This is a genomic window from Candidatus Avelusimicrobium alvi, from assembly GCF_958451995.1.
Taxonomy (GTDB): domain Bacteria; phylum Elusimicrobiota; class Elusimicrobia; order Elusimicrobiales; family Elusimicrobiaceae; genus Avelusimicrobium; species Avelusimicrobium alvi.
Map to the genome: position 1 here is coordinate 1 of NZ_CAUDSG010000041.1, position 12275 is coordinate 12275.

A 12275-nucleotide genomic window follows, 5' to 3' on the forward strand; every position below is an offset into this window, starting at 1 on the left:
ATAAATTGGGGATATCAACTTATATAAATAGGGGGATATATCCCGTGCAGAAAAGCCTCGGATTTACGTTAATAGAGCTGTTGGTGGTCGTATTAATTATCGGCATTTTAGCCGCTGTTGCGGTGCCGCAGTATCAAAAAGCGGCGGCTAAAGCGCGGCTGGCCGAATTTGTGCTGCAGGCGCGTGCGCTTCGGGACGCGCTGCGGATGTACCGGCTGGCTAACGGGGCAAACGCCGTATTGGTGTCCGATTTGGATATTTGGGACTCGGTGCGCGCCGGTTCTGCCGGACGTACAGAAGTGGCTATGCTGGGGACGCGGGAGTTCTATGACCAGGGCGGCCATTATATCCGCACCAACATTAAACTGCCCGGATACGATACCTGGACGTGTGATTTCCATTGGGCCGGCACGCGGGGGTTTTGTTATGTGTATTCGGAAAAAGGGGCCCGGCTGGCGGAAAGTTTGGGCTGGCCCAAATATAATTTGGGGACTGCTTATCATATCGGAGAAGATTGGAGTAAAAATTAATTTGACAAAAAAATTTTATTATGCTATAATATATTTATAATTACAAAACGCAATCAGGCGGTTTGTAATTTTTTTATCTCCCGGGCGTCCGCCCGCACTTTCCTTTTACTTTCCGAGTTTTCCGCGTCCGTTCCCACGGGCCCGGCCTGTGCCGTTTGTCCTACTTTCCACGGAGTGTATATGCCCGCCAAAACCCGTCTGTCCGCCGCTAAAACCCCGCCGCTTAAATATCATCCTGAATTTTGCGAGCGGCTGTTAAAATTCTTTGACGTTGCCCCCTTTACCGTTACCGAAGTCATGAAGCGCGACGGTTCCGTTTCCCTCGTGGAAACCGCCGCCGAACTGCCCACCTTCGCCGCGTTTGCCAAATTGCTGGGCACCACCTGCAGCGTGCTGGACGCGTGGGAGAAGAAATATCCCGCGTTCCGGCAGGCCGCCCAAAAAGCGCGCGATTTACAGGGCAACATCCTCATCCAAAACAGCCTGCGGGGGAATTATTCCTCCTCGTTTGCCGTGTTTACCGCCAAAAATATTTTGGGCTGGAAAGACGGCAAGGAAGAACCCGCTTCCGCCGCGCCGCTTGTCGTGCGCTGGGAGGAGGGAAAATGAGGAAGCGTCCGTCCGACCTGATTGTCGTCATCCCGTATCATCCGCGTCCCGCGCAGGCGCAAATCCACCCGCAGCTGGAATCCCACCGTTTTTCCGTACTGGTAACCCACCGCCAGCTGGGCAAAACGGTGTGCGCCGTCAACCATCTGCTAAAGAAAGCGCTGCAAAACACCCGTCCGCATCCGCGCTATTTTTATATTGCCCCCTTTTTAAAGCAGGCTAAAATGATTGCCTGGGATTATTTAAAACGCTATTCGGCTCCGCTCCCCGGCGCCGCGGTAAATGAAGCGGAACTGTGCGTAAAACTGCCCAGCGGCGCGCGGATTTGGGTGTGCGGCGCGGATAACCCCGACGCGCTAAGAGGCACCTACGCCGACGGCGTGGTGCTGGATGAGTACGCGCAAATCAAGCCGGACGTGTTTACTGAAATCATTCGGCCTATGCTCCTCTCGCGCGAAGGCTGGGCCGTGTTTATGGGTACGCCCAAAGGGCAGAACGCGTTTTTTGAACTTTTTAACCGCGCCCAAAAAGCCGCGCAAAAAGAACCCGGCGTGTGGTGGGTGGGGGTGTTCCGCGCCGACGAGTCCGGCGTGATTGCCCCGGGCGAGCTGGAACGCCTGCGGCGCGAAACGCCGGAACATATTTTCCGGCAGGAATACCTGTGCGATTTTACCGCCAGCGCGGAGAATATCTTAATTCCCATTGACGCGGTGTCCGCGTCCTGCGCGCGCACGTACGGCCCGGCCGAACTGCGTTTTGCGCCCAAGACCATCGGCGTGGATCCGGCCCGCTTCGGCGACGACCGCAGCGTTATTTGCTGCCGCCAGGGATTAAAAGCCTTTGAGCCGCTGGTATTTAGGCGGTTGGACAATATGGCGCTGGCCGACCGGGTGGCGCGCCAGATTGAATCCTTCCGCCCGGACGCGGTGTTTGTGGACGCGGGCTGCGGCGGCGGGGTGATTGACCGCGTGCGCCAGCTGGGCTTTTGCGTGACGGAAGTGCCGTTTGGCGGCGCGCCTTCGCATCCGGGGCAGTATGCCAACAAAAGGGCGGAAATGTGGGGGGAAATGGCCGCGTGGATTAAATCCGGCGGCGCTTTGCCGGAGTGCCCGGAATTAAAAGCCGATTTATGCCAGGTCTGCTACGATTTTGACGCGGCCGGCCGGATGCGCCTGGAACCTAAGGAAAAAATCAAAGAACGCTGCGGCAAAAGCCCGGATATCGCCGACGCGCTGGCCCTGACGTTTGCCGCCCCGGTGCGTCCGCGCGCGTGCGCCAGCGAGTTCGCCCGGAGCGAATACGACGTGCTCTAGGTCCCACGTACGCGTAGGCCTTTTTGGCCGGGGGAAATGGGCCTAAAGGCTCTGTCGGTTTTGCCGTTAAAGACGTATAGTAAAATAACGGAGCGTTTATGCGTAAGATTTTAGCACTTTCTTTCTTGCTGGTTTCCGCCCCGCTGTGGGCGCAGAAACAGGTACTGCCCGCTTTGCGTGCGCTGGAGAAAAGCGCGGCGCAGTCGGCCGGATATGCGGCGCTAAAAAATACGGGCTGGATAAAAAACGCCGCGCGGCTTTCCCTGCCGCTTCGTTACGCGGCCCCGGCGACGGTAAGCCTGCAAACGCTGGAACGGCTTTCCGGCGAAATAAACCGTCTGGTGCGTTTAAGCCGCCCCGGCGCCGGAACCCTGCGGAGCCTGGACGCGCTGAAAGAGTTTGTAACAGCCTCCGCGCCCGCCCGACTGCGCGCGCAGGCGGCCGCTCTGGCCCGGCTGGAATTTACGCCAGAGGAAGCGCGGCTGTTTTTGGATTTTTATCCTTTCTTAACCACTCCTACCCGTTTTTCGCTGGAAAACAACCAATGGATTTTAAATGCCGCGCCCGCGTTTAAAAAACAGGCGGCGTATGTGAAGTCGCACCGGGAGGAAATTACTTCCGCGTTAAAAATCAGCGAGCTGGACGCGCCCGGCCAGCTGGTGAGCGCCATCGGGCCCGAAGCCCGGCTGGTCATGCTGGGCGAAGTGCACGGCCGCGCCAGCCAGCGGCGGCAGATAGTGGCACTCTTAAAAGCGTACCGCGCGCAGTATCCGGGCCGCAAAATGGTGTTGTTTTCTGAATTTTTGCCGGATAAGCATCCCCGCTACTGGCAGCCCGGGCAGGCCGTTCCGGCGGATTTTTTTGAAACCAATCCCGCTTTTTCCAACGAAGTGTATGAGCTGGGCCGCTTGCTGGATATGGAAATTTACGGCCTGGAAGATTTGCAGTATACTTACCAGAAATTCGGCGAAATGAGCGGGCTGGAATTTGCCGTGGCCAATACGTCTTTTCGGGCGATGCCGGTGCGCAATAAATACTGGGAAGGCATCATCCGTTTTGCGATGGAGAAAACGCGCCGCACGGACCCGGACGCGGTATTTTTCGTATACGCGGGGAATATGCATATTAACAAAAGCGTGATGGAATCCCTGCCGGTTATGTTAAAAGACGAAAACCCGGTATCGGTGGAGTTTAGAAACGGTTTTCAAAACGGATTTTTAGGCTTTTTGTTGGGCAAAGACCCCGGACGCCTGGCCGAAGTGCCCCGGCCTTATCTCGCGCGGTGGGGGAACGGCAAAAATTATTCCAAAGCGCTCGGCTTTGACGTGCAGGTGCTGGTGCCGTTTGAAGAGGCGGATATCTCCGCCCCCGCCGCCAAATAACAGCCCGGCGGAATGGAAATTTTACGTCCGTGAAGGAAATATATATGCGTTGTTTGGTTTTTATTTTTTCTTTAATTTTCTCTGCTCCGCTGTGGGCGCAGAAACAGGTACTGCCCGCTGTGCGCGCGCTGGAAAAAGGCGCGGCGCAAAGCGCGCCGGCCGCTTCGTCCGCTTCCGCGGTGCGCGCCGCCGTAACGCGCGCGGCCTGGGCCGCGCGGGCCGGAACGCCGGAGCTTTCCGCCGGCGGAATTACGCATATCACTCCTCAAATGAAAGACGCGATAGAAGCGGCGCGCGTTAAAAAAATCCACGAACGGATGAAACTCCGTCAGCGGCCCCCTCTTTTGGAGGACATGGTGAAAAAATCCTATTTTCAAGTGGAAGCTTTGTGGGAAACCCGTTTTCAGGATCCGGCTTCCGTGCCGCTTTTGGAAAATTTATACGCGCCTACGCTTTCGCCTACGCCTACGTCGCTTCGCAACAACGAAATGAGCCTGTTTTTCAGCGCCCGCCTGGCCGACACGCTGGACTGGCTCCGCGCCCGCCCCGCCCGCGGAGAAAACGATTTGTTTACCCTTATGTCTTCCGACGCTATAGACTATCTGGCCGCGGCCCTGACGCAGGAAAAGCTGGTTATGCTGGGGGAAATACATCATTCCCCGTATGTACAGCGCGCGGTGGAGCGGCTGATAGTTAAATTGCAGGGGCGGAACCCCGGCCGCCGCATCGTACTGTTTACCGAATTTATTGATTTGCCGCCCGTCAACCCCGGCGCGCGCAATACCGTCGCCACGTATTACCGCCGCCCGGCGGAGGAAGAAATTTTTCCGGTCAGGCTCGTGCCGTGGGAAGACGCCTCCGTCCATTTGCCGTACGCTACGGAAACATTCGTTGAACTGCTGGGCCGCGGGACGGAAATCTATCCGCTGGAAGACCCCACGCAAAAAGTGGTGTTTGAAGGCGAACTAATGATTGAAGAAGACAATTCTTTATTCTGCCTGACGGAGCGCAACAAAATTTGGGCGCGCGTGATAGAAACCAAAATGGCCGAAGTGCGCCGGACCGACCCGGACGCGCTGTTTATCGTCTATGCGGGGATGGGGCATACCTCGTGGCTGACGCCGCTTTCGGTGCCGAAATTTTTTGCCAAAGAAAATCCCGCGGTGGTGGAGATAACGGAAAATACGCCTTCGGTTTTTAACGCCTTATATCCCGTATGGGGGAAAAACCATATGATTTTTGAGCCTTGCGGCGGAACCAGCCTGCTGTATCACTGGCGCGGAAAAGACGCGCGCCTGCTGGGCCGCCGGACGGGGTTTGATTATGCTTTTGTCGTGCCCGGCCGCTAAGCGGCCCGCCGTATTAAAAACGCGCTGGAGCTTCTTATGAATAAAACGACGTGTGTGATGACTTCCCTTGTTTTGCTTTTTTCCGCCGCCGCATATGCGCAGGTGCCGGCAAAGCCGTTTTTGTCCAACCAGGCCCGCATTTTGCTGCGCGGAGGCGCCAATAAGGCCGGATATTTTGAACTGGGAAATATGCGTTTAAAACTGCCGCCCGCCGTGATGAAAGCCCACGGCGCGGATTTGATGCTTTCCCATTTAAGCCTGCAGTTAGACCCCAATGTCTATCCCTCTTACGGCCCTAAAAATGACGCGCGGATTTTGCGCTCCATCCAGCGTTTTATTGACGATTACGGCACTTTTCATATTAAAGCGCCCGAGATTGCCGCCAATATCGCCAGCCGCGTGATTAAAGGCCGCGTGCCCTACCGCGCCTATTTGCCGCAGAACGCGCAAAATCTGTATTTGGGCGAAGTGCACAACGTGCCCGGGCTGGCGGCGGAAATAGAGAACCTGGTCCGCGCGCTGCCCGAAGCGTATCCCGGCCGAAAAATTTATCTGGCGACCGAGTTCCTGCCCGCTTTTGAAAATATCCCCTTTTCCGTGGAAAACGCGGTGACGGACCCGCGCGAAATCGCACAGCTGCTGGAAGGTACGCCGCGGGCTTCCACCCGCGTGCTTAACGCCGCGCTGGAAGCGGGGATTCCCGTCATCGGCCTGGAGCCGGAAACGGCCATTTTGCAGGAAATCGTCCGCGAGACCTCCTCCTACCCCACGCCGGAAATGTATGAAGAGTTTGCCACCTCTTTTGAAGGCATGCGTTTTCGCAACCGGGCGTGGAGCAAATACCTGCGCGCTTTGCGCGCCGCCGCGCCGGACGCGCTGATTGTGGTGTATGCGGGGTTTGGCCATGTGGGATATTCGGAAGATTTTAATCTCTCGTCCCTGTTGGGCGGACGCTCATTTGTGGTGTTGTTTACCACGCCGGAGTTTCTGCCGCTTAACAATCCGCTTTTCCGTTATTTGCGCGAAACGCCCGATATTCGCGGCCAGTTCCGCTCGTCCCCCGACGCCAAGCTGGTGGAAAAGTGGAAAAAAGATACCGGTCTTAAAAAAATTATGGGCACGGATATGACGGTGATTCTGCACGCCCGCTGAGCGTTTTTCGCCTGCGTCTGCGCCCCGCGGAAGAGGCCGCGCCTGCGGTAAGGCCGCGCGTTTGGCGTGGATGCGCCCCCTGAAACAGAAGCCTTTATTTTGTTAGGCGTTCCCTGCCTTTTGGCAAAAATTAATCCGATTGTTCTCTTCTTAGAATGGTGTTCGGCCCGGCCTTTTTGCAAAATATTGCTTGACAAAAAGATAATTTTTATGCTATAATTAAAAAATAGCGGTAAGTCCTTACCGTATTTCTCCCAAATCATTTTTTACTGTCTTGTTTAAGGGTATTTTATGCCCCGCCGCGGCGCCGTTTTGCCTTTTTGACGGCTTTCCGGGAGTGCTTATCCGTCGGTAAACCGCTTTGAAAACGCATAAAAAACCCGCCCTGTCAGGGGCGGGTTCTCATCCGAAAGACTTTTTCTACACCGGGGTGGAAGCCGTTACAAACGTCAGAATACCCACTAAAAGCGCCGTCAGCAGTACGGACAGCCACATGGCCGATTTTTTGCTTCCTTTGGGAAACAGTTTGCGCGTAATAATATAAAATCCCGGTACGGCCAGCAATACCACAAACACCAAAATGGTGATGATGCTCATCATAATTTTACCCTCCTTCTTTCTTCTATATTAGTAAATTTCTCTCTCCCGCGCACGCCTCCGCCGCTGCGATTTTGGGTTATAAACCCGCCCGCCTATGAAAAATAATAACCAACCGACAACCGATTATCTCCGCCTTTACGGCGAGCTGAAAAGCGAGCGAGCCTCCTGGCTGCCCGTCTGGAAGGACCTTTGCGCCTACCTGGCGCCCACCCGCGGCTTTTTTGACGGGCAAACGCCCAACCAAGGCCGCCGCATTGACCATAAAACCCTGCTGGATTCCGACCCGTGCCTGGCCGTGGAAGTGCTCTGCGCCGGGATGATGAGCGGGCTGACGAGTCCGTCTCGCAGCTGGTTTGACCTGGCCCTCGCGCCCGAAGAGCTGATGGAACTGCCCGGCGCGCGCGAGTGGGTGTTGGAAGTAAAAAAACACCTGGAAGACGTATTTGCCAAAAGTAATGTCTACAGCGTACTGCACGGCTTTTATCAGGAGATTGCCGTATTCGGCACCGCCGCGTTTTTGCTGGAAGAAGACCCGGAAAAAGGCCTGCGCTGCCGTCCGTTTACCATTGGCGAATACGTCCTGGGTACCGACGCTTCCGGCCGCGTAAACCGCTTCGGGCGTGAGTTCTTTATGACCGCCGCCCAAATGCAGGAAACCTTCGGCGCCGCCGCCCTGCCGCCCGCCGTCAAACGCGAGTGCGACGAAAACCGCCAGGCCCGCTGGCATAAAATTATTCACCTGATTCTGCCCAACCGCTCCGCCGACCCGGACAAAGCGGACAATAAACATATGCCCTACCGCTCCGTATATCTGACGGAAGACGGCAAAATCCTGCGCGAAAGCGGATACCGGGAATTTCCCGTCATCGCCGCGCGCTGGGAAGTGAAAAACGCTTCCGACAGTTACGGCCGCGGACCGGGGTGGAAGTGTTTGGGCGACGTAAAAATGCTTCAGAAAATGCAGAAAACCAAACTCGTCGCGCTGGACAAAAGCACTAACCCGCCGATGATGGTTTCGTCCAATGTGCAGGGAGAAGTAAACCTGTTGCCCGGCGGAATCACCCGCTATAACGGCACGACGGACGCCGCCGTCAAGCCCGCCTACCAGGTGCAGCCGGACTTAAAATCGCTGGAAGCGTCCATCCAGTCCGTGCGCGCCACCATCCGCTCCCAATTCTTTGCCGACGTATTTTTAATGCTCACCGCGCAAAATTATTCCAATATGACCGCCGCCGAAGTGGCCGAACGCCACCAGGAAAAAATGCTGGTGCTGGGCCCCGTGCTGGAACGCTTGAAAAACGAACTGCTGGACCCGCTGATTGACCGCGCTTTTAACCTGCTTTCGCGCCAGGGGCTTCTGCCCGCCGCGCCGCAAAGCATTCAGGGGCTGGAAATGAAGGTGGAATATGTGTCCATGATTGCACAAGCGCAGAAAGCCGCGGGGCTCGCGTCCCTGGTGCAGGGGCTGAACTATGCGGCGTCTCTGGCCGCCGCCCGGCCCGAAGTGCTGGACCGCGTGGATTACGACCGCGCGCTGGAAGAGGGGTTAAACACCCTGGGCGTCGCGCCCGCGCTGTTAAGAAGCGCGGAAGACGCGCAGGCGCTGCGCCGTTCGCGGCTGGAGGCGGCGCTGGCCGCCGGGGCCCGGCCGTCCAGTAACAACGCCCGCGCGGACGCCCGGCCGGGCGGAGCCCCCGCTTCCGGCGTTAAAACGCCGGGAGCCCTCTCGGAAAAGTAAAAACAAAAGCTGCGCGGCGGGCGCGTCCTTATAAGCGTTACGGCCCGGCGCAGAGCGGAAGCGGTTCTCCGGCAGGCTGTTTCCGCCTACCCCAAAAAACAACCCCAAAAGGCCCGGCGCAGGCGCCTAAAATTACCGAGCGCTGTGCGGGCCGGGGGGAGAGAAAAGGCCGGCACTGTTCTCTCTCCCCAATTCTTTTATGAACGAAAAACAACTTAAAAAACGAAACGCCTGCGATTTGCAGGCCGTGTTAAAAACCGTGCAGGGCCGCCGCCTGCTGTGGCGGCTGCTGCAGGCCGCGCAGATAAGACAGCACGGCTTTGTGCCGGGCGACCCGCAGGCAACGGCTTTTCACTGCGGGCAGCGCAGCATCGGGCTGTTTTTATTAGCCGAAATAGAGGACGCCGCCCCCGGCGCGTATGCGCAGATGAGAGGGGAGTATATGTCTGAAGTGCAGTCCGAACAAAACGAAATCAACCGCCTTAGCGAGGAGATGAACTGATGAACGAAACCGAACACGCGGCCGGCGCGCAGACCGAGCCGCAGGAAACCAATTTGAACGCCCCGTCCGCGCGGCTGTCCGCCGCGCCCGCTCCGGGCCGGGAAGAAACAAACACCCCGGACCGGGACACTTTAAGGACGGACCCCGTCCAAGACCAGGCCGATTACGAGGGCTTGCAATTGCCGGAAGATTTAACTCTGCCCGGCGGCGCGCTGGAGGAATTGAAAGACCTTGCGCGCGAGCTGGGCCTTTCGTGCGGGCAAGTGCAAAAACTGCTGGATTTTGAAACCCGTTACGCCCGCTCCGGCGCGCAGAACGGAGCAGAAGAAAAACGGCAGATTGTGGAACGCTGGGCCCGGGAAACCAAGGCCTTATACGGCGCGCGCTGTGAGGAGGAAATCTCCCTCGCCGTCCGCGCGGCCGAGGCCTTCGGCGGCCCGGAACTCAGAGCCCTCTTGGAAGCCACCGGGCTTGGAAACCATCCCGTCATCGTCCGTACCTTTAACGAGATTGGCAAAAGTATCAGCGAAGACGTCTGCCCCGGCGGCAAACCCGCCGCCCCGCGGGATAAAACCTTCGCCGAGGCGTTGTACGGCAAAAACAATTAAAGGAGAATTACATGGCAATTATTGCTGACAAATACTATAGTCTCATTGACTACGCAAAGCAGTTTGACCCGTCCGGCCAGGAACTGGCTATCGCCGAAGTATTAAGCCAGTCCAACGACATCATCGCCGACGCGCTGGTGGCGGAAAGCTCTTTGGACAGCGGCCACGAATACGCCGTCAGAACCGGCATTCCGGAAGGCACCTGGCGGCGCGCCTACCAAGGCATTGAACCCGCCAAGGCCACGACGAAAGTGGTGGTGGAATCGTACGGCACCCTGTCCGCCTATTCCGTGGTGGATAAATTGGTGGCCGAAAAGGGCGGCCACGTGGAAGCGGTGCGCACCGGGCAGTCCCGCGCGATTATCGCCGGAATGTCCAACACCATGGCGTCCAACCTCATCTACGGCAACGTGGGCAAAAACCCGGAACGCTTTACCGGCCTGGCCGCGCGCTACTGCGAGCTGGACGGCGCGGAAAGCTCCCGCAACGTAATTGACGCCGGCGGGCAGACGGACGGGCAGAATTCGTCCATCTACCTCGTGGTGTGGGACACCGACAAAGTGTTCACGTTCTTCCCCAAAGGTTCCAAAGCCGGCATCCAGCGCGTGGACCACGGCCTCGTCAATCACGTAGACGCGGACGGCAACGAATACCCCGCTTATAAAGAATACTTTGAGTGGAAACTCGGCCTGGCGGTGCAGGATTGGAGATACGCCGGCCGCATCTGCAACATTGACGTGGAAAACGTACCGTCGGACTTGATTGACCAGATGTGTGAGCTGGAAGAACGCATCCAGAGCCTGTCCATGGGCAAACCCGTGTGGTATATGAACCGCACCGTCAAGGCCGCGCTTAGAAAACTGACCAGCAACCGCACCAACGTACAGTACACGCCGGACCAGATTACTTCCCGCCCGCTGATGACGTTTAACGAAATCCCGGTGCACGTCTGCGACGCGATCGTTGACACCGAAGCCGTGGTGAAATAGGAGAAACTATGTTACTTGATCAAAACGCTATGATGTCCGACGGACAGACCGTCGCTTCTTCCGCCGCTTCCGCCCATACCATTGACTTGGGCGCCGCCGGCAACGCCGTGCCGGGCGCATTGTTTGTGGTCTGCCGCGCAGATGAAGCTTTTGCGGGGCTTACGCAGCTGAAAGTATCCCTGCAGACCGACGATTCCGCCGAGTTTACGGACGCGGAAGAGTTGTTGTCCGCCACGTTTGCGCTGGCCGACTTGGGCGAAGTGAAAAACTTATTTGCCCTGGCCATGCCGACAGGCGCGAAACGCTACCTGCGCGCGTATTACACCGTTACCGGTTCCGCTACGGCGGGCAAACTGTCCTGCTTCGTAACCGATGCGGTGGATATGAAGTAGTTTCTGTTCCCTGCCAAACTATCCGCCGGGCGGAGCCGAAAACGCCCGGCGGATGGAAAGGGGCGGTCTGCCGGTAAGGCATTACCTACTGCGCTTCAGGCCGCCCCGGCCCGGGAAGAGGAAGCGGTGTTTTTTCTTTTTGGGCTTCAGTCCGCTGCCCGGTCTGCCGCGGGGGGGGGGGGGGGACGCCGCCTCTTTTTCCCTTGCCTGGACGCAGTGGCTGACAAGTGTGCGCTTGTACTTTTTTCCAGTTCCTTATACCCCGCGCCGTACGGCTCTGCTCCCGTCCGTTTGTGCAGCGTTTTTTGTGGCTTGCCTGTTGGTGATTTTTTCCATTTTGTTTCTTTAAATGTGCTTTGTTTTGCGGATGCGGCCCAAACCGGGGTTGGTCAAAATTCGCGCACCTTAGCCGCGCATCTTTTTAAAATGTTTGTTTTTAGTTTTAGCCTGCGGATGGCTGTAAAACGAGCCGGACCGAGCTTTCTAAATCAAAACGCGGCTTGTTAAAACGTATAGGGGAATGGTCTTATTGCGGGGTATTCAAAAACGCTTAAAATAGGGCCGTTTTTGCTTAAAATCGCCTAAAAAGGAGGTTTTTTGGGGGGAAACAGACAGGAAGGGAACGGGGGAGCTTCATTTTGGCCTTTTGCGGCGGAATTGCTGAGCGATTTGGTCCGCGTGTTCCGCCTTTTTTTCAAGCGGTGGGCCTGCTTTCTTTGCGGTGGCGGCCCAGGACGGCGTTCTGCCTGCAGGCGTTTGCCCCGTATGCCGGCGCGCTTCCCCTGCGGGACGGCCAGGGACAGGCTTGGAGGGAGCCTGGGGATAGGCATATTTCTGAAATATAGCGGCCCGGCGAAATAAGCACCGCCTGTCCTATATACCAATATACCAATCGGGTCAACAATAGCCAAGCAGTATATGCGTCTCGTTCCAAAACTCCCGGGTCTTGCAATATCCCGGGTATACCTTAGTTTGTGGATAAATAATAATTAAAACATATTATTTTTATCCCTGGAAAGAGAGAAACAGCTGCTAAAAATCCGGCCGTTTTTATTTTCTCAAATAAGGCGTTAAAAAATATGTTAAAAATAGATATAAAAATAAAAATACT

At 56.6% G+C, this 12275-nt stretch carries 12 protein-coding genes; 11 read left to right on the forward strand and 1 reads right to left on the reverse strand.

Going from position 1 to position 12275, the window contains the following annotated elements; all coding sequences use genetic code 11:
* Positions 1-44: 44 nt before the first annotated feature.
* The 6 genes from ACQY36_RS07060 to ACQY36_RS07085 all read left to right on the forward strand — a co-directional run bounded on the left by ACQY36_RS07060 (position 45) and on the right by ACQY36_RS07085 (position 6335).
* Positions 45-530: a type IV pilin protein gene (locus ACQY36_RS07060; protein ID WP_428078535.1), complete on the forward strand. Its 486-nt coding sequence runs from the start codon at positions 45-47 to the stop codon at positions 528-530.
* Positions 531-710: 180 nt separating this feature from the next.
* Positions 711-1139 carry a hypothetical protein gene (locus ACQY36_RS07065; protein ID WP_428078537.1) on the forward strand — a complete coding sequence of 143 codons (429 nt, stop codon included), beginning with the start codon at positions 711-713 and terminating at the stop codon, positions 1137-1139.
* On the forward strand, positions 1136-2452 hold the full coding sequence (locus ACQY36_RS07070) for a terminase large subunit domain-containing protein (protein ID WP_428078539.1): 1317 nt from the start codon (positions 1136-1138) through the stop codon (positions 2450-2452). Before ACQY36_RS07065 ends, ACQY36_RS07070 begins: the two co-directional genes overlap by 4 nt.
* Positions 2453-2550: 98 nt before the next feature.
* Positions 2551-3834, forward strand: a complete 1284-nt coding sequence (locus ACQY36_RS07075; protein ID WP_428078541.1) for a hypothetical protein — start codon at positions 2551-2553, stop codon at positions 3832-3834.
* Positions 3835-3878: 44 nt separating this feature from the next.
* The gene (locus tag ACQY36_RS07080; protein ID WP_428078543.1) at positions 3879-5183 is read left to right on the forward strand and encodes a hypothetical protein; all 1305 of its coding nucleotides are present in this window, start codon (positions 3879-3881) and stop codon (positions 5181-5183) included.
* A 36-nt stretch (positions 5184-5219) separates the two neighbouring features.
* Positions 5220-6335, forward strand: coding sequence for a hypothetical protein (locus tag ACQY36_RS07085; RefSeq protein ID WP_428078545.1), 1116 nt, complete (start codon positions 5220-5222; stop codon positions 6333-6335).
* A 420-nt stretch (positions 6336-6755) separates the two neighbouring features.
* Here the strand turns inward: ACQY36_RS07085 and ACQY36_RS07090 are convergent, their stop codons facing one another.
* Complete coding sequence (locus ACQY36_RS07090; RefSeq protein ID WP_428057138.1) at positions 6756-6935, reverse strand: hypothetical protein; 180 nt, start codon at positions 6933-6935, stop codon at positions 6756-6758.
* Positions 6936-7029: 94 nt separating this feature from the next.
* Between ACQY36_RS07090 and ACQY36_RS07095 the strand changes: the two genes are divergently transcribed.
* The 5 genes from ACQY36_RS07095 (at position 7030) to ACQY36_RS07115 (ending at position 11164) form a co-directional block, all read left to right on the forward strand.
* On the forward strand, positions 7030-8673 hold the full coding sequence (locus ACQY36_RS07095; RefSeq protein WP_428078547.1) for a portal protein: 1644 nt from the start codon (positions 7030-7032) through the stop codon (positions 8671-8673).
* A gap of 199 nt (positions 8674-8872) precedes the next feature.
* Positions 8873-9175, forward strand: a complete 303-nt coding sequence (locus tag ACQY36_RS07100) for a hypothetical protein (protein ID WP_428057134.1) — start codon at positions 8873-8875, stop codon at positions 9173-9175.
* On the forward strand, positions 9175-9783 hold the full coding sequence (locus ACQY36_RS07105) for a hypothetical protein (RefSeq protein WP_428071961.1): 609 nt from the start codon (positions 9175-9177) through the stop codon (positions 9781-9783). The genes ACQY36_RS07100 and ACQY36_RS07105 overlap by 1 nt, the downstream gene beginning before the upstream one ends.
* Positions 9784-9794: 11 nt before the next feature.
* Positions 9795-10772 (forward strand): major capsid protein, encoded by a 978-nt coding sequence (locus ACQY36_RS07110; RefSeq protein ID WP_428071962.1) that lies wholly within the window; start codon positions 9795-9797, stop codon positions 10770-10772.
* An 8-nt stretch (positions 10773-10780) separates the two neighbouring features.
* Positions 10781-11164 carry a Bbp16 family capsid cement protein gene (locus tag ACQY36_RS07115; protein WP_428078549.1) on the forward strand — a complete coding sequence of 128 codons (384 nt, stop codon included), beginning with the start codon at positions 10781-10783 and terminating at the stop codon, positions 11162-11164.
* Positions 11165-12275 lie beyond the last annotated feature (1111 nt).